At 70.9% G+C, this 16,035-nt stretch carries 18 protein-coding genes; 7 read left to right on the top strand and 11 right to left on the bottom strand.

What is annotated here, in order from left to right; all coding sequences use genetic code 11:
- Nucleotides 1–18: 18 nt before the first annotated feature.
- From qcrB to ctaE, 4 genes are read right to left on the bottom strand one after another with little or no spacing between them, the layout of a single operon-like run.
- Nucleotides 19–1,758 (bottom strand): cytochrome bc1 complex cytochrome b subunit, encoded by a 1,740-nt coding sequence (gene qcrB / locus OIE40_RS02290; protein ID WP_264699520.1) that lies wholly within the window; start codon nucleotides 1,756–1,758, stop codon nucleotides 19–21.
- Nucleotides 1,758–2,855: a cytochrome bc1 complex Rieske iron-sulfur subunit gene (gene qcrA, locus OIE40_RS02295; RefSeq protein WP_413774459.1), complete on the bottom strand. Its 1,098-nt coding sequence runs from the start codon at nucleotides 2,853–2,855 to the stop codon at nucleotides 1,758–1,760. Before qcrA ends, qcrB begins: the two co-directional genes overlap by 1 nt.
- Nucleotides 2,822–3,622: a cytochrome bc1 complex diheme cytochrome c subunit gene (gene qcrC / locus OIE40_RS02300; RefSeq protein ID WP_264699524.1), complete on the bottom strand. Its 801-nt coding sequence runs from the start codon at nucleotides 3,620–3,622 to the stop codon at nucleotides 2,822–2,824. The genes qcrA and qcrC overlap by 34 nt, the downstream gene beginning before the upstream one ends.
- Before the next feature lie 26 nt (nucleotides 3,623–3,648).
- The gene (gene ctaE / locus OIE40_RS02305; RefSeq protein ID WP_483403790.1) at nucleotides 3,649–4,353 is read right to left on the bottom strand and encodes an aa3-type cytochrome oxidase subunit III; all 705 of its coding nucleotides are present in this window, start codon (nucleotides 4,351–4,353) and stop codon (nucleotides 3,649–3,651) included.
- Between the two features lie 236 nt (nucleotides 4,354–4,589).
- Here ctaE and OIE40_RS02310 point away from each other — a divergent pair, with 236 nt between their 5' ends.
- Both OIE40_RS02310 and trpD read left to right on the top strand, forming a co-directional pair.
- A complete protein-coding gene (locus tag OIE40_RS02310) occupies nucleotides 4,590–4,994 on the top strand; it encodes a DNA-binding transcriptional response regulator (RefSeq protein ID WP_264699526.1) in 405 nt (134 codons plus the stop codon).
- Nucleotides 4,995–4,998: 4 nt separating this feature from the next.
- Nucleotides 4,999–6,048 (top strand): anthranilate phosphoribosyltransferase, encoded by a 1,050-nt coding sequence (gene trpD / locus OIE40_RS02315; RefSeq protein WP_264699528.1) that lies wholly within the window; start codon nucleotides 4,999–5,001, stop codon nucleotides 6,046–6,048.
- A gap of 23 nt (nucleotides 6,049–6,071) precedes the next feature.
- Here trpD and OIE40_RS02320 read toward each other — a convergent pair whose 3' ends face one another.
- The 4 genes from OIE40_RS02320 to OIE40_RS02335 form a co-directional block, all read right to left on the bottom strand.
- Nucleotides 6,072–6,740 carry a prepilin peptidase gene (locus OIE40_RS02320; protein WP_264699529.1) on the bottom strand — a complete coding sequence of 223 codons (669 nt, stop codon included), beginning with the start codon at nucleotides 6,738–6,740 and terminating at the stop codon, nucleotides 6,072–6,074.
- Nucleotides 6,741–6,750: 10 nt separating this feature from the next.
- Complete coding sequence (locus OIE40_RS02325; RefSeq protein WP_264699530.1) at nucleotides 6,751–7,227, bottom strand: hypothetical protein; 477 nt, start codon at nucleotides 7,225–7,227, stop codon at nucleotides 6,751–6,753.
- A 129-nt stretch (nucleotides 7,228–7,356) separates the two neighbouring features.
- Complete coding sequence (locus OIE40_RS02330) at nucleotides 7,357–8,730, bottom strand: sunset domain-containing protein (RefSeq protein WP_264699532.1); 1,374 nt, start codon at nucleotides 8,728–8,730, stop codon at nucleotides 7,357–7,359.
- Nucleotides 8,731–8,894: 164 nt separating this feature from the next.
- On the bottom strand, nucleotides 8,895–9,785 hold the full coding sequence (locus OIE40_RS02335; protein ID WP_264699534.1) for a LysR family transcriptional regulator ArgP: 891 nt from the start codon (nucleotides 9,783–9,785) through the stop codon (nucleotides 8,895–8,897).
- A gap of 71 nt (nucleotides 9,786–9,856) precedes the next feature.
- On the opposite strand from OIE40_RS02335, the gene OIE40_RS02340 reads away from it, so the two are divergent.
- The gene (locus OIE40_RS02340) at nucleotides 9,857–10,555 is read left to right on the top strand and encodes a LysE/ArgO family amino acid transporter (RefSeq protein ID WP_264699536.1); all 699 of its coding nucleotides are present in this window, start codon (nucleotides 9,857–9,859) and stop codon (nucleotides 10,553–10,555) included.
- A gap of 203 nt (nucleotides 10,556–10,758) precedes the next feature.
- Nucleotides 10,759–11,271 carry a peptidylprolyl isomerase gene (locus tag OIE40_RS02345; RefSeq protein WP_264699538.1) on the top strand — a complete coding sequence of 171 codons (513 nt, stop codon included), beginning with the start codon at nucleotides 10,759–10,761 and terminating at the stop codon, nucleotides 11,269–11,271.
- Between the two features lie 97 nt (nucleotides 11,272–11,368).
- Here OIE40_RS02345 and OIE40_RS02350 read toward each other — a convergent pair whose 3' ends face one another.
- Genes OIE40_RS02350 through OIE40_RS02360 form a run of 3 tightly spaced genes read right to left on the bottom strand, consistent with a single transcriptional unit; the run spans nucleotide 11,369 to nucleotide 13,536 of the window.
- Complete coding sequence (locus tag OIE40_RS02350; RefSeq protein WP_264699540.1) at nucleotides 11,369–11,533, bottom strand: hypothetical protein; 165 nt, start codon at nucleotides 11,531–11,533, stop codon at nucleotides 11,369–11,371.
- Nucleotides 11,530–11,808, bottom strand: coding sequence for an Lrp/AsnC family transcriptional regulator (locus tag OIE40_RS02355; protein WP_264699541.1), 279 nt, complete (start codon nucleotides 11,806–11,808; stop codon nucleotides 11,530–11,532). Before OIE40_RS02355 ends, OIE40_RS02350 begins: the two co-directional genes overlap by 4 nt.
- Nucleotides 11,809–11,817: 9 nt before the next feature.
- Nucleotides 11,818–13,536: a DEDD exonuclease domain-containing protein gene (locus OIE40_RS02360; RefSeq protein ID WP_264699543.1), complete on the bottom strand. Its 1,719-nt coding sequence runs from the start codon at nucleotides 13,534–13,536 to the stop codon at nucleotides 11,818–11,820.
- Between the two features lie 97 nt (nucleotides 13,537–13,633).
- Here OIE40_RS02360 and OIE40_RS02365 point away from each other — a divergent pair, with 97 nt between their 5' ends.
- The 3 genes from OIE40_RS02365 (at nucleotide 13,634) to OIE40_RS02375 (ending at nucleotide 16,035) form a co-directional block, all read left to right on the top strand.
- Nucleotides 13,634–13,903, top strand: a complete 270-nt coding sequence (locus tag OIE40_RS02365) for a hypothetical protein (protein ID WP_264699544.1) — start codon at nucleotides 13,634–13,636, stop codon at nucleotides 13,901–13,903.
- Nucleotides 13,904–13,970: 67 nt separating this feature from the next.
- On the top strand, nucleotides 13,971–15,002 hold the full coding sequence (locus OIE40_RS02370) for a C40 family peptidase (RefSeq protein WP_264699546.1): 1,032 nt from the start codon (nucleotides 13,971–13,973) through the stop codon (nucleotides 15,000–15,002).
- Nucleotides 14,980–16,035, top strand: coding sequence for a hypothetical protein (locus tag OIE40_RS02375; RefSeq protein WP_264699548.1), 1,056 nt, complete (start codon nucleotides 14,980–14,982; stop codon nucleotides 16,033–16,035). The genes OIE40_RS02370 and OIE40_RS02375 overlap by 23 nt, the downstream gene beginning before the upstream one ends.

The raw sequence follows: 16,035 nt of genomic DNA on the forward strand, positions 1-16,035 counted from the left end.
AGTGGTGACTCGGCGAACTCAGTGGGTGACCTCGCGCCCTGCGGGATCGGCCGGCACGTCGCCGTCGTCGTGCCGGTGCCCCTCCTCGAGTTCGTGACCGTTGGCGTGGTGGTCGGCCTCGACGATCTCTTCGGCGGTGGGCTTGGTGATGACGCCGGCGAGGTACCACCGTGACAGCAGTGCCCGCAGCCGCCCGACACCCGCGCCCTGCTCGGCGACGCCGTGGCTGTCGGTGGCGGGAGCACTGGTGAGCTCCTTGAGCTGCTTGTGCTGGGTCAGGGTGAACTTCTCGTCGATGCTGATCGGCTTGTGCGGCTCGGAGTAGCCGCCATCGGGAGCCCGTTCGATGATTCCGGTCTCGCTGCCGTGCAGGACGCGTTCGGTGTCCGCCCGCTGCAGCGAGATGCAGATCCGCTTGGTGACGATGAAGGCGATCACCGGGGCGACGAACACGGCCACCCGCATGAACTCGGTGACCGCGTTCAGCGACAACTTGAACTGGGTGGCGAGGATGTCGTTGCCGCCGGACAGCCAGAACATCGCGTAGCAGGTCATCCCGGCCACGCCCAGCGCGGTGCGGGTCGGGGCGTTGCGGGGCCGGTCGAGCACGTGATGCTCGGACTTGTCGCCGGTGATCCACGCTTCGACGAACGGGTAGAGGCCGAGCAGGACGAACAGCGCCGTCATCAGCCCGACGCCTGGCAGGAAGACGTTCCACGACCAGGTGGTCGACCCCAGGTGCCACTCCCAGTTCGGCATGATCCGGATGGCGCCCTCGACCCAGCCCATGTACCAGTCCGGCTGCGAGCCGGCGGTGACCTGGGCCGGGTTGTACGGACCGAAGTTCCACACCGGGTTGATCTGCATCGTGGCGCCCATCAGGATCGACACCCCGAACACCACGAAGAAGAAGCCACCGGCCTTGGCCGTGTACACCGGGAACAGCGGGTACCCCACCACGTTGCCGTCCTTGCGGCCCGGGCCCGGGTAGTGGGTGTGCTTGTGATACACGACCAGGGCCAGGTGCGCCGCGATCAGGCCGAGCAGCAGCCCGGGGACCAGCAGGATGTGCACCATGTATAGCCGTGGAATGATCAGCTCGCCCGGGAACTCGCCGCCGAAGGCGAAGAACTCCACCCAGGTGCCGACCAGCGGGATCGAGCGGATCAGGCCGTCGACGAACCGCAGGCCGGTTCCGGACAGCAGGTCGTCGGGCAGCGAGTAGCCGGCGAAGCCCTCGATCAGCGAAATCGAGAACAGCCCGACGCCGATCAGCCAGTTCAGCTCGCGCGGCTTGCGGAACGCACCGGTGAAGAAGATGCGCAGCATGTGCACGGTCATCGCCGCGACGAACAGCATCGCCGCCCAGTGGTGGATCTGCCGCACCAACAGGCCGCCGCGGATGTCGAACGACAGTGCCAGGGTCGAGGCGAAAGCCTCCGACATCGGCAGGCCGCGCATCAGCTGGTAGCTGCCCTGGTACTCGATCTCGGCCATCGACGGCTTGAACCAGATGGTCAGGAAGACGCCGGTCAGCAGCAGGACGATGAAGGAGTACAGCGCGATCTCACCGAGCAGGAAGGACCAGTGGTCGGGGAAGACCTTGCGCAGGTTCTTCTTCAGCAGCGAAGCCAGGCCGAGCCGATCGTCGGCCCAGGTGGCCAGCCCCGTGACGCCCTTGGGCAGGGACGCCTGCTGCGGCGGCCGTTCGGTTTCGAGCACCGGTGATTCGGTGGAGACTTCGGCGGGCTTGGCCATCACCGATCACCTTCCTTGAAGTCGCCGTTGGAGTCGCGCTCGAAGAAGCTCGGCCCCACCGGAACGGTGAAGTCGCTGCGGGCGATCAGGTAGCCGTCGGCGTCGGTGGTGATCGGCAGCTGGGGCAGTGCCCGGGCAGCGGGACCGAACACGACCAGGCCGGAATCGCCCAGATCGAAGGTGGACTGGTGGCAGGGGCACAGCAGATGGTGGGTCTGCTGCTCCCACAGGCTGATCGGGCAGCCGACGTGGGTGCAGATCTTCGAATAGCACAGGATGCCGCCCACCTGCCAGTCCTGCCGCGACTCCGGGATCTTGATCCGCGACGGGTCCATCCGGACGATGATGATCGACGACTTCGCCTTCTCGACCTGGAAGTCGGCCCCGTGGTGCTCCCACAGGTTCTCCGGCTGGGCGTTGACCAGCTGGCCGATCTCCATCTCGGAGGCCCGGATCGGCCGTCGGGTGATGTCGTTGACGAGCTTGACGCCCTCGGCCCAGATCGTCCGTTCGATGGTCTCCTTGCGGACGGCGGACGTCGGCCACGGGCCCATGTCGGCCAGCAGCACCACGGCGGGGACGGCGATGACGCCGAGCGCTCCGCCCAGCGCGCCGCCGATCAGCTTGCGGCGGCCAAGACCCGACTGCTCGGCACCCTTGGCGAACTCGGCGGCGAACACCTCGCGGGCCTCGGGCGGGGACGCCGCCGCGTGCCGGTCCTCGGCGATCTCCTCGTCGCCCATGATCGTCTTGGCCCAGTGGATGCACGCGATGCCGATCAGCAGCGTGGCGAGCCCACCGGTCAGGCCGAGCAGGAAGGTGGTGGCGTCGAACTCCATGCCGAAGATGTCGACGAAGGAGTTGCGGGGCAGCGCGAAGTACAGCACGACGAACACGATGGCCAGCACCGGAACGGCGCCCAGCATCATCAGCACCTGACGGTAGGCCCGGTTGCCGGCGTCGGCGTCCGCGTCGGTCCAGCGCTCGATGTGCTCCTCGATGCCCGGATCGGGAACCGGGAACCGCTCGAGGTCGGTGCCCTCGGGCTTGTGGGTTTCGATGCTCATCGTGCGCGAGCTCCCTTCGCTGCGATCCAGACGGCGATCAGGCACAGCCCGCCGATGCCGATGATCCAGGCGAACAGGCCCTCGGCCACCGGCCCAAGCGCGCCGAAGGTCAGGCCGCCGCTCGGCTGGGCGTGCAGGGTCTCCAGGTAGCCGACGATCGCGCGGACGTCGTCGTCGACCACCACACCGGAGCTGAACACCGGCATCTGCTGCGGCCCGGTGCGCATCGCTTCCCAGATGTGCTTGCCGCTGACGCCGACCAGGCTGGGGGCGTACTTGCCGTTGGGCAGGGCGCCGCCGGCGCCCTCGAAGTTGTGGCAGGCCGAGCAGTTGGTGCGGAACAGTTCGCCGCCCTTGGCGAGTTGCTCGGCACTGAGGCCCTCGCCGCTGTACTGCTCCTCGGTGGGTATCGCCGGGCCGGGGGCCAGCGTCGCCACGAAGGCCGCGAGCGCCGCTATCTCCTCGTCGGTGTAGGTGTTCTGCTTGCGCGGGGCCTGGGCTCCGGGGTTCGCCATCGGCATCCGGCCGGTGCTGACCTGGAAGTCGACCGCGGCGGCGCCGACGCCGACCAGGGACGGGCCCTGGCCCGTCCCCTCGCCGTTCATTCCATGGCAGGACGAACAGGTGACCTGGAACAGCGCCTTGCCCTCGGCGACCTGCTGGCTGTTGCCGGTGTCGGCCGACACTCGGGCGGCCGGTGCGACGGCGGCGTACAGCGCGCCCATCAACAACAGGGCCGTAACCAGCAGCGCGGGCCTCACGGCCCGTCCTCGCCGCTTGGCGGTCAGGAAACGCACGGGGGTTCCTCCTCGGTCGTGGTTGCTCAGCGCAGGATGTAGATGACGCCGAACAGGATGATCCAGATCGCGTCGACGAAGTGCCAGTAGTAGGACGTCACGACCGCGTGCACGGCCTGCTCATGGGTGAAGGTGCGGGTCATGTAGGTGCGGCCCAGCATGAACAGGAAGGCGATCAGCCCGCCGGTCACGTGCAGACCGTGGAAGCCCGTGGCCAGGAAGAAGGCCGAGGTGTAGGCGTTGGTCGAGATGGTGAAGCCCTCCGACGCCAGGGTGGCGTACTCGGTGGCCTGGCCACCGATGAAGATGGCGCCCATCACGAAGGTCAGGATGTACCACTCGCGCAGCCCCCACTGACCCACCTGAAGCAGCGAGCCGGTGCGACCGACCTGGCCGCGCTCGGCCTTCCACACGCCCATCTGGCAGGTCACCGACGACAGGATCAGGATCAGCGTGTTGGCCACGGCGAACGGCATGTTGAAGTGGGCGGTGCCCCATTCCCACAGCGACTGGGTATTCGCTTCGGCCGCGGCGGCGTTGGTGATCGAGCGCAGGTTGAAGTAGGCCGCGAACAACGCCGCGAAGAACATCAGGTCGGAGGCGAGCCAGATCCAGGTGCCGATGGCGACCATGTCGGGCCTGCCCTTGGCGGGGTGCAGTCGGGACGGTGCGATGGGATGCACCGCACCGTGCGGCATCGCCGCCGTCGCGCTCGAGTGAGAGTGGGTCACCCGGTCATTATGCTTGGTAGAACCCGTTTGGTCACCCTTTGACAAGGGTTGATTCGCGTGCCGTCACATAGTTGTGACCAGCCCGGCCGTCGGCCGCGACCGCCGCGCAGGGGTCGACGCCGCGACCCCGGCCGGTCGCCGCCCTCGCATCCCGGCAGGGCGCCCGGGCTGCGGCGACGGCGCGGTAGCATGCAGACGAAAAGCCCGTACCCCGGGTCCGCAGACGAGGAATGCGCATGAGCCACGACACCGCCAGGATCCTGCTCTACTCCGACGACCGGACGGTCCGTGAGCAGGTGCGGCTGGTGCTCGGCCGCAGCGTGGCGTCCGACCTGCCGCCGATCGAGGTCTATGAGGCCGCCACCCAGCCCGCCGTGCTGGCCGCCGTGGACGCCGGAGACCTCGACCTGCTCATCCTCGATGGTGAGGCCACGCCGTCGGGCGGGATGGGCCTGTGCAAGCAGCTGAAGGATGAGGTGCCCGAGTGCCCGCCCGCGCTGGTGCTGATCATCCGGGTCGCGGACTCGTGGTTGGCCACCTGGTCGCGGGCCGACGCGGTGTCGTCGTACCCCGTCGATCCCGTTCGGCTGCCCGCCGCCGTCGCCGAGTTGCTCCGCGCTCGGCTGAGTCAGGCGGTCTGACAGCGTGCCGCACACCTGGCCCGATGTGCTCACCGGGCTGATCGCCGGCGAGGACCTGAGCGCCGGCACGGCGGCCTGGGCGATGGACGAGGTCCTGGCCGGCAATGCCACCCCCGTGCAACTCGCCGGCTTCCTGGTCGCGTTGCGGGCCAAGGGCGAGACCGTCGACGAGATCACCGGGCTGGCCGCGTCGATGCTCGATCGCGCCACGTCGATCAGGGTCGAGACCGAGGCCGTCGACGTGGTCGGTTCCGGGGGCGACCGGGCCAACACGGTCAACGTGTCCACCATGGCGGCGATCGTGGCCGCCGGTGCCGGCGCCCGGGTGGTCAAGCACGGCAACCGGGCCGCGTCGTCGGCCTGTGGTACCGCGGACTGCCTCGAGGCGCTCGGTGTAGCGCTGACCGTGGCGCCCGAACACCAGCCGGCCGTGCTCGCCGAGGCCGGCATCGTGTTCCTGTTCGCGCCGCTGTACCACCCGTCGCTGCGGTTCGCGGCGACGGCCCGGCGCGAGCTCGGCATCCAGACGCCGTTCAACTTCCTCGGCCCGCTGGCGAACCCGGCGCGGCCGAGCGCCCAGGCGGTGGGCATCGCCGACGCCCGGATGGCGGGGTTGGTCGCGGGGGTGTTGGCCGGACGCGGCACCCGCGGGCTGGTCTTCCACGGCGACGACGGGCTCGACGAGCTGACCACCACCACGACGTCCGACGTCTGGCTGATCCGGGACGGTCGGATCGTCACCACACGCCTCGACCCGGGCAGGCTCGGGCTGGCTCGGGCCGGCCGCGACGATCTCGTCGGTGGGGACGCCGCGCACAACGCCGCGGTGGTGCGCCGCACGCTGGCCGGCCAGGCCGGCCCCGTGCGCGACATCGTGGTGCTCAACGCGGCCGCTGCGCTGCTGGCCTACCACGGCCCTGACCTGGAGGCCGGGCTCACCGATCAACTGGCCGAGCAGGTGGCCGCGGCGCAGCAGGCGATCGACTCGGGCGCGGCAGCGGCCACGCTGGACACCTGGGTGGACGCCAGCAGCCGGCACGCGCCGGCGTCCTGACCCTTCCCGTCGCACCGGCGGCGTCAATACATGGCACGGGCGATCAGAGCGAGGAACGGGCCGGCCACGAGCGCCGGTCCGTACGGGAACGACCGGCCGCGACCGGTGGCCCGCCAGGCCAGCCCCCAGGCGACGCCGAGCAGGCCGCCCAGGAACAGGGCCACGGCCAGCGTCGTCCAGCTGACGGCGGCCGAGGCGGCCCCGATCACCGGCGCCAGCCTGACGTCGCCGAAACCGAAGCCGCCGCCCCAGCGCCAGAACGCCCAGAACAGCGCGGTAGTGGCTGCGGCGCCGGCGACGGCGGGCAGCAGCGGCCCAGGGCCGGCCAGCGGCAGGCAGGCGAGTAGCCCGGCCGCGGTCAGCGCCCACGCTGCCCGGGCGAGCATCCGGGGCAGGTAGCCGGTGCGGGCATCGATCGCCGCCGAGAGCACCCCGAGCGTGGCCAGCCCGGCGAAGGCCGGCGACACGGTGGGTGCCAGGGTGACCGCGAGGGCGCCTGCGCCGGCGACCCCGACGCCCACGGCGAGCGCGAACCGGCCGGTGGCGAGCGGGCGGTATGGTCCCGCCTCGCCGACCGGGCCGGTCTGCTCGGCCGGGTCGGCGTGCGGTGGCGGCAACGCCCGCAGCAACGCCGGCGTGCCGAGCGCGACGGCGACGGCGGCCAGCGCCGCCGCCGGCAGGGCCCAGTCCATGGCCGGCAGCCTAGGCCGCAAACCGATGCATCGGCTCGGCGCCGTCACACACGCGCCGGTGGGCGGCCCGGGCCAGCGCCTCGGTGAGCCGGGAGCACGCTGTCGCCTCGCCGTCGACGAGCAGGGCGAGTTCGGTGGGCGTCAACCGGCACCAGCGGGCCAGTCGCAGCGGTTCGACACCCGCGACCAGAGCCTCGCGGAGCAACTCGCTGGTGTCGTGGGCGCCGACCCTGAGCGTGCTGAGCGCCTGCAGGTGGGTGCCGCTGACCCGGAGCAGCCGGGTCGCCAGCCGCGGCTCGATCCGCGGCAGGGGGCGTCCCGAGCGTCCGAACAGCAGGCTGCGGACGGCCGGCAGCGGCACCCCGCTGACGACCGCGAGCACCTGCCAGGGCACGTCGGCGACGGAGACGGCGTGCCGAACGTGGGCACGGAAAGGGGCGGCGTCGACCCACTGGTCGCGCCTGTTCAGGGAGGAAAGGGCTCTCACGCCCTAGAAAGCACTTTTCGAGGGGTGTTTTGTGAGTGGCGACCCGAAATTTCTTGAAACATTCAGCCCCGGACACAGTTCGGGGGTGGCCGCCGGACTGGCGGCCACCCCCGAAAGTGGCTGAAGGGGTCAGCGTTGCGCGCGCACGAACCCTGCGGCCTCGGCGGCCTCGGTGGAGCTGAACCACACGTCGGTGATCGTCCGCTCGTACCCGCCGGAGCCCCGCAGGTGGTACTTCATCGAGCGCTCATTGCCCTTGATGTCATAGCCCTCGGGCGGCTCGGCCCCCACGTACGAACCCTCGCCGTAGGGGCTTTCAGCTAAAGGGGCGGCATCACCCTTGTCGTCCTTCGTGGCGGCGTCGGTGGCCTTGTCGACCGCATCGGACGCCTTGTCGGCGGCGTCGGCGGCCGTGTCCTTGGCGTCGTCGACCGCGTCGGCGGCGTCGCCGGCAACCTCGGAGGCGGTCTCCTGGACGTCCTCGGCGGCCGCGGCCGCGGCCTTCTTGGCGTCGTCGATCGCGTCCTCGGACTTCTCCAGCGCCTCAGCGCCGGCGTCCTGCACGTCGTCGGCCACCTTCGCGGCGCCCTCGGACAGGTCCTCGGCCTTGTCGGTCACGGCGTCCTTCACCTCCTCGGCCTTGTCGGCCACGGCCTCACCGGCGGCGGCTGCCGCCTTCTTGGCGTTGTCCACGGCGTCGGAGGCTTCGTCCTTGACCTTGTTGACCACATCGGCGACGGGGTCGGCCACGTAGGGCCGCGACGGCTCATGCGTCTCCCAGCCGGCGTCGGGGGAGCCCAGCAGCCGGCGCACCGCGTACACCACGCCCGCCAGGACGGCGCCCGCCAGGGCGATCAGGCTGATCGTCTTGGCTACGCTGCGCTTCTTCTTCGGCTCAGGCAACTCGTCCTTGACCAGGTCGGCCGCCTTGTACAGGGCGGCGCCCAGCCAGGGCAGGAAGTCGTTCTGCACCTTGTCGCGGGCGACGTCGACGGTCGGAGCCACCCGCTCGAGGGTGTCGTCGACCACTGGGCGGACCTTCTTGATCGCGCTGTCGATCGCCGGAGTCACCTTGTCGAGGGCGTCGTCCAGCGCGGGGTGCACGCGGTCGAGAGTCTCGGCGGCGAGCTTCGCGCCCTGCTTGGTGGCCTTCTTCAGCGTCGGCTGGACGCGACCGAACGCATCGTTGGCGAACCGGCCCGCCTCCTTGAAGGACGGCTCGACGCGGTCGTAGGCGTCCCTGAGCGCCGGCTCGAGCCGCTCGTAGGTGTCCGTGGCGAAGTCGGTGCCGCGCTTGCGGGCCGTTTCGAGGGCCGGCTGGACCCGGTCGTAGGCATCGGCGGCGAACTCGACACCGCGCTTGCGCGCCTCGTCGACGTAATCGCCGGCCTGCTCGACCAAGGGGGTGATCCGCTGCACCGCCTCGTCGAAAACTGCCTTGCCGGAGTCTGCGGCTGAGTCGGCGGCCGATTCGGCGGCCTTCAGCAGCTTCTTTCGCTTCACTGTTCCTCCAGTGGTTGGTTGGTCGCGGCTGTACCGCGTCCCCCCAAAGTACCCGGCCGTCGATTCCACCGAACAGGGATGCAGCCTTATCCCACTCCTACGGGTGAAGCTTTCGTCCCACTCCGACGGGTGAGGCCGGATCTGCGGCGGCACCCGATCCGCCCTCAGGGCTGCTTCAGCACCCGACGTGCCTCGTCGATGACGGCCTCGGCGACGGCGTCCAGCACGGTGGAACGAAGGTTCCACTGCTGCCAGTACAGCGACACGTCGATGCTGGGGTCGCCGAGGTCGACCAGTTCGCCGGACGCCAGCGCCGCCGCCGACTGGAAGGGCGGCAGCAGCCCCCAGCCCAGCCCGCCCAGCACAGCACGGGCGAAGTCGCTCGAGGCGGGCACGAAACTGCGCGGCGGCAGCGCCGGGTCGACACCGCGAGCCTGCAGCCAGCCGGTCTGCAGGTCGTCGCGGCGATCGAAGTCGACCACAGGGGCGCGGGCCAGGTCCCCGGCCACCGCGCCGTCGGGCAACCAGCGCCTGACGAAGGCGGGCTCGGCGACAGCGCGATACCGCATCAGTCCGAGCGGTATCACCCGGCAACCCGCGACTGGTTCGGCCCGCGAGGTGACCGCGGCCATCACGGTGCCCGACTCGAGCAGCCCGGCGGTGAAGTCCTGGTCGTCGCGGTGCAGATCGAAGAGCACCGGCAGGGTGCCGGCCAGTCGGGTCAGCGGCGCCAGGAACCAGGTGGCCAGCGAGTCGGCGTTCACCGCCAGGGGAACGCTGACCGGGCCGACCGAGTCGGTTGCCCCCAGGTCGCGCAGGGTGTCGTGCTCGAGCAGCAGCACCTGCCGGGCCAGCCTGACCACGGCTCGTCCGGCCGCGGTGGGGCGGGCCGGTTTGCTGCGCACCAGCAGCACCTGACCCAGCTGGCGTTCGAGGGCCTTCAGCCGCTGGCTGACGGCGCTGGGGGTGAGGTGCAGCCGGGCGGCGGCCGCCTCGAGCGTGCCTTCGACGACGATCGCTGCGAGGGTTTCGGCCTGGTCGAGCGAAATGCGCATAGTAAGCAATGCTAATGCTCCTGAAGAATCATTAGCTGGACTGTGCATCGGTTCCCTTCTATGGTCGACGCGTGCTCTCGTTCCTGGCCGGCCTCGGTCTCGGTTTCTCACTGATCGTCGCCATCGGAGCACAGAACCTGTTCGTGCTGCGGCAGGGGCTGCGCCGCGATCGTGTGCTGCTCACCGCCGCGATCTGTGCGCTCTCCGACGCGCTGCTGATCGTGCTCGGCGTCACCGGCGTCGGGCTGCTGGTGAGGGCCCTACCGTGGCTGTTCGACGCGGTGCGCTGGGTGGGGGCGGTCTTCCTCGTCGGCTACGGCGCGCTGGCCGCCCGGCGCGCGCTGCGGGGTCAGGACGCCACGCTGTCCGCGGCCGTTGAGCCCGCCGGCCGGGGCGTCGACCACCCCCGTCAGTGGACCGGGTCGGGGAAGGCTTCCGACCCGAGGGGGCAGAAGGCGGGGGTGGCGACGGCGCCCGTGACCCGTGCGGCGCCGGTGGTGCTCACTGTGCTGGCGCTGACTTGGCTCAACCCGCACGTCTACCTCGACACGGTCTTCCTGCTCGGAACGGTGGCCAACTCGCACGGTGAGGCCCGGTGGGCCTTCGCCGCTGGTGCTGCCACCGCCAGCGTGCTGTGGTTCGTCGGGCTCGCGCTCGGCGCCCGGCTGCTTGCTGGTGTGCTGGCCACCGAACGCGCCTGGCGCGTCTTCGACGCACTGGTGGCCACGGTGATGATCGCCCTCGGGGTCAGCCTCGCCGTCGGCCACTGAGACACCCCCCCGGTGGCCCGCATCGAGGCGCTCGAACGGGGCCCGCATCGGTGCCCGACCGAGCCCGTTGTCCAGCGGCCGCGATCACGGTCGGCGACCTCGGCGCCGTCGGCGGGGCGGGTGTGTCAGGATGGACGGCACTGCACAGCCGTAACCGCCAGGTCGGTGCGCGAGGGCGCCGCTGACCGGGGAAAGGATGAACCGTGGCTCAGACCGCCACCCTGCACACCAATCACGGGGACATCGTGATCGACCTCTTCGCCGACCAGGCCCCCAAGACGGTGGCCAACTTCGTCGGCCTGGCCGACGGCACGAAGGAGTACACCGACGCCGCTTCGGGTGCCCGGACGACCGGGAAGTTCTACGACGGGCTCACCTTCCACCGGATCATCGACGGCTTCATGATCCAGGGCGGCTGCCCGCAGGGCAGTGGACGCGGCGGGCCGGGCTACACCTTCGACGACGAGTTCCACCCCGAACTGAGCTTCGACCGGCCCTACCTGCTGGCGATGGCCAACGCCGGCCCCGGCACCAACGGCTCCCAGTTCTTCATCACCGTGACCAGGACGCCGCACCTGAACCGGCGGCACACGATCTTCGGTGAGGTGACCGACGAGGCCAGCCAGAAGGTGGTCGACGAGATCGCCCAGGTGCGCACCGGCTACGGCGACCGGCCCGTCGAGCCGGTCGTGATCGAGTCCGTCACCATCGCCTGAGCCTGCCGGCTGCGCGGAGTTCGCGGCTTCGCCCGGCGTGACGTGGGCTGATCCGGCCCCGTCGACCCGGGAGCTGCGAGCCCGGCAGGCCGGGCGCTCAGGCGCTCGGGCTGGTGCCGACCGGCACCGGGTGCAGTGGCGTGGAGCCATTGATCCACAGCGCGAAGCCGACGGCGGCCACCAGCGCCAGCACGGCGACGGTCAGGATCAGCCACAGCGTCCGGTCGGAGAGTCGGCGCCGGGTGGCCGGCTGCGCGCTCACTCGGCCCCCAGCGAGAACGCCGCCTCCAGGTCGTGCGATGAGTAGGTCCGGAAGGCGATGTGGGTCTGGGTGTCGACCACACCGGGCACCTTGTTGACCTTCTCGGCGACCACCTCGGCCACCTCGTCGATGGAGCGCACCCGGATCAACGCGATCAGGTCGATCCCCCCGGTCACCGAGTAGACCTCGGACACCCCGGCGAGGTCGGCGATCCGGGTGGCCACTTCGGGGATGCGGGCCACTTCGGCCTCGACGAAGACAATCGCGGTGATCATGGCCGCATCCTAAACCGCCGGTGTCGCCAGGGCGTGCCGGGCCAGATCGCCCTCGGCCAGGCCGATGTGCAGCGGCCAGCTCCACTCGCCCTCGATCTCGATCAGCCTCACGCCGGGACGCTCCAGCCATGCTGCGATGCGCTCGGTCTCTTCCGTGATCGCCGACGGTTGCGGACCCTTCGGCGCCGGGAACTGATCGGCGGCCGCCACCGCGGCCCGGGCGACCGCCTGTGGTACCTCGCCGGGACGAGCCCGGGCGGCGGCCGCCAGCCGTCCGTGCCGCACCACGTGGATCTCCCAGTCGGCGTCCAGCCGCCGGGCGGCCACGATCTGCGGGCAGCGGGCCAGGCTGGCGATCCGGTGGTGCCGCACGGCGCTTCGGGCGAACCCGGCGAGCCGGTCGGTCACCACCGCGGCCTCTTCGAACCGTTCGCCGGCCACCAGGCCGGACAACCGGCCCCTGGCCGCGGTGAGCACCGGCCGGATGTCACTGGTCAGGCTGGCCAGGACCTGCTCGACCACCTCGGCGTACTGGTCGGGCGTGACCGCCAGCTCGCACGGCGCGCAGCAGCGGCCCAGTTCGGCCAGCACGCACGAGATGGACGGTTTCTTCGCCGACAGCCGGGTGGTGCACTGCCGGATCGGGAAGGCGTCGTACAGGGCGGCCTGGACCGCCTCGGCGGCGGCGCGGCGTCCGAACGGGCCGAAGTAGTGGGCCCCGTCGTCGAGACACGAGCGCACGATCGACAGCCGGGGGAAGGGCTCGCGGGTCAGTTTCAGCCACACCTTGCGTTCAGGGAACTTGGAACGGCGGTTGTAGCGCGGCGCGTGCGCCGCGATCAGCCGCAGCTCGAGCACTTCGGCCTGCAACTCGGTGCTGCACACCAGATGTTCGACCCCGGTGGCGACCCGGACCATCTCGTCCATCCGCGGCCGGGTCTCGGCGGCGGTGAAGTAGCTGCGAACCCGGCCGGCCAGGCTGCGGCTCTTGCCGACGTAGAGCACTTGCCGGCGGGGTCGGCCGGCGGGGTCGCGGCCGTCGGCGACGAACCAGTAGACGCCCGGCGATGCGGGCAGGCCGGACGCCCAGGTGCGCTTCGCGCGGCGCTGCGGCGAGACGCGGCGGGTGAACTCGAGCAGGTCCTCGACGGTGCGCACGCCCAGGTTGCCGACCCGCTCGAGCAGCCCGTGCAGCACCGTGACGGTGGCGCGGGCGTCGGTCAGCGCCCGATGGTTGGGGACGGTCTCGGCGCGGAAATGCTGGGCGAGCGTGGCGAGCTTGTGGTTGCGGACCTCGTCGCGCAGCAACGCCTGCCGGGCCAGGGCGACGGTGTCGACGACGGCCGGGTTCGGCCATGGGTAGCCGAGCTGTGCGCAGGCGCGCTTGAGGAAGCCGGTGTCGAAGCCGGCGTTGTGCGCGACCAGCACGCAGCCGGCGGAGAACTCCAGGAAGGACGGCAGCACCGCCCCGAGCCGGGGGGCGTCGGCGACCATCGAGTCGGTGATGCCGGTCAGAACGGCGATCAGCGGAGGAATGTGGGTGCGCGGGTTCACCAGGGTCTGGAACTCGCCGAGCACCCGCCCGCCCTGCACCTTCACCGCGCCGATCTCGGTCACGGTGTCGTCGACGCCGCCACCGGTGGTCTCCAGGTCGACGACGCAGAAGGTGACCGCGGCGAGCGGCGTCCCCAGGTCGTCGATGGTGGGTTGGTTCGGTGGCAACGTCATGGCTCCGGACGCTAGGCGCAGGCACTGACGCTTTTCGTGGGCCACGCCGTCGAACGCCTGAACGAAAACTGTCGGAGGGGGCCGGCAGGCTTCAGGCATGGACCTGTTGAGGATCGATTGCGGGAGTTGCGCGGTGCGGGGGCCGGCTTGCGGCGACTGCATGGTGACGGCGCTGCTGGGTGCGGACGAGGGCGTCGAGACGCCCGTCGACGGGGTGGTCGAACTCGACCGCGACGAGGTGAGCGCCCTGACGGCGATGACGGCGGCCGGGTTGTTGCCGCCGCTGCGGCTGGTCCGCGCCGTCGGCGCGCCCCGTCATCCACAGGGGGGACAGGAGTGGTTTGTATCAGGTCTGGGCGTCGTTTAACCTGTCTAGGAACGGTCTGCTGGCCTTCCCCGCAGAGACCCCTTTGTCCCGACTCGTCGAGGAGGCGATGGTGCGTCTGCGCGCACTCCTACGTGGCGCCCTGGTTGCCGTGGCGAGCAGTGCGGTGGTGTTGGCAGGTTCGCTGCCGGCGTCCGCCGACCCGACTCTCGACGACGCCAAGAAACAGCTCGCGGCGATCGAGGATCAGCAGAGCAAGATCGGCGAGGAGTGGTCCGAGGCCCGGCTCGAGTTGGCCGACGGCCAGGCGAAGGTGAAGACGCTCGACGCCGACATCGCCGCCCAGCAGACCAAGGTCGACACCCTGCGCGGCCAGGCCCAGCGGCTGGCGATCACCCGCTACCAGACCCGCGGCGTCGACATCACGGTGCAGCTCATCACCTCACCCGATCCCGACGAGTTCCTGTCCGACCTGACCACGATGGGCAAGGTCGACCAGAACCTGAACTCGGTGCTGCAGGATTACCAGGCCCAGAAGGCCAACCTCGACGAGTTGAAGCGCGCCGCCGACGATCAGGTCACCGAGCTCGCCGCCCAGGAACAGCGGCTGGCAGGGCTCAAGGAACAGATCGATGCCAAGACCAAGGAGAGCCAGGAGCTCGTCGACCGGCTGACCGAGGAGGAGCGGCAGCGGCTGCTCGCCGAACAGGCCGCGTCGCGCCAGGCGTCCGACCGGGCCGCGGTCGACGAGGAGGCGATCGTCGACGCGAGCGGGTCGGCCGACGAACGCGCGGTCAAGGCCGTCAAGTACGCGGTCGCGAAGGTGCCCGGCAGCAGCTACGTCTGGGGCGCGGAGGGTCCGAACTCGTTCGACTGCTCGGGGCTGATGCTGGCCGCCTATCGCACCGTCGGCATCTCGTTGCCGCACTCGTCGCGGGCCCAGTTCGGCGTGGGCCGTGCGGTGTCGCGCGATGCGCTCAAGCCCGGCGACCTGCTCTTCTTCTACAACCCCATCCACCACGTCGGCATGTACATCGGCAACGGCCTGTTCGTCCACGCGCGCAATCCCCGCGACGGGCTGGAGATCACCAAGCTCGCCTCCTACCCCGCCTATCAGGGTGCCCGCCGCGTCATCGGTTGACCGTGGTCGACGCGCGCTGCTGCTCGCCGCGCCGGCGCTGCTGCTGCTCGGTGGGTGCGGGGGTGGCGACACCACTCTCGACCAGCACGCCCGGGCGCTGACCGAGCGGCTGGCGGCCGAGGATCAGAACGGATTCCTGGCCCGGTTCGCCGCCCAGCCCGGCCCGCAGGCGCTCGGCGAGCGCATGTTCAGCACCCTGTCGCGGGCGCCGGCTTCGTTCGCCGTCACCGCCGCGGGGGTGCTGCGGGTCGCCTGGGGCCTTGCCGGCGAGCCGCAGGTGCTGAGTGAGGCGCGAGCGACCCTGCTCGAGGATCGGATCGGCAACCTCGTGGCGACGACGTCGGGCACCGAGTGGCTCGGCCCGCCGCTTGGGCTGCAATCCTCGGACGCGCTGGTCGTGGCCGCCCCCACCGCCCAGCAACTGCGCCGCTGGTCCCGGGCCGCGGAGGGCGCCCTGGAGGCACTGGCCCCGGTGGTGCCGGCGGGGCGGGACTGGGCGAAGCCGGTGGTGGTGGTCGTCCCGGAGGACCTGGTCGGCTACCGCGCTTACGCCGGGGACGCCGTCCGGACCAGCGCGGCGGTGACGGTGGTGCCCGGCGATCCAGGCAGCGGCGGGGTACGGGTGGTGGTCAACCCGACCGTGACCCAGAAGGCCGACGACGACCAGGCGCTGATCGCCCACGAAACCGTGCACGCCTGGATGCGCTCGCCCCGACTGAGCGGCACGCCCGGCTGGCTGACCGAGGGGATCGCCGAGGCTTTCACCGCCCTGGCCTTTCCCCGGGTGGCGGCCACCGACCGTGAACTGGCCCGGGCCGCGGTGACCGGGGGCCTGCCGACGGCGCTGCCCGAGACGGCCTCGGCGACCCCGACCTCGTACGCCCTGGCGCAGGTCGCGGTGCGGGCAGCGGCCGACCAGGTCGGCTGGCCCGTGGTGCTCGACGAGGCGGAGGCACGGTCCGCCGGGAGGTCGACGCTGGCCGAGGATTCGTTGCTGCAGTGGTATCGCGAGGCGTTGCGGGCACTGCACTGA

The organism is Micropruina sonneratiae, from assembly GCF_025972045.1.
Taxonomy (GTDB): Bacteria; Actinomycetota; Actinomycetes; order Propionibacteriales; family Propionibacteriaceae; genus Micropruina; species Micropruina sonneratiae.

Excerpts from the sequence above, each read along its gene's own strand:
- qcrB (WP_264699520.1), bottom strand. The coding sequence starts at position 1,758 with ATGGCCAAGCCCGCCGAAGTCTCCACCGAATCACCGGTGCTCGAAACC.
- OIE40_RS02310 (WP_264699526.1), top strand. The coding sequence starts at position 4,590 with ATGAGCCACGACACCGCCAGGATCCTGCTCTACTCCGACGACCGGACG.
- OIE40_RS02320 (WP_264699529.1), bottom strand. The coding sequence starts at position 6,740 with ATGGACTGGGCCCTGCCGGCGGCGGCGCTGGCCGCCGTCGCCGTCGCG.
- OIE40_RS02335 (WP_264699534.1), bottom strand. The coding sequence starts at position 9,785 with ATGCGCATTTCGCTCGACCAGGCCGAAACCCTCGCAGCGATCGTCGTC.
- OIE40_RS02355 (WP_264699541.1), bottom strand. The coding sequence starts at position 11,808 with ATGATCACCGCGATTGTCTTCGTCGAGGCCGAAGTGGCCCGCATCCCC.
- OIE40_RS02360 (WP_264699543.1), bottom strand. The coding sequence starts at position 13,536 with ATGACGTTGCCACCGAACCAACCCACCATCGACGACCTGGGGACGCCG.
- OIE40_RS02365 (WP_264699544.1), top strand. The coding sequence starts at position 13,634 with ATGGACCTGTTGAGGATCGATTGCGGGAGTTGCGCGGTGCGGGGGCCG.
- OIE40_RS02370 (WP_264699546.1), top strand. The coding sequence starts at position 13,971 with ATGGTGCGTCTGCGCGCACTCCTACGTGGCGCCCTGGTTGCCGTGGCG.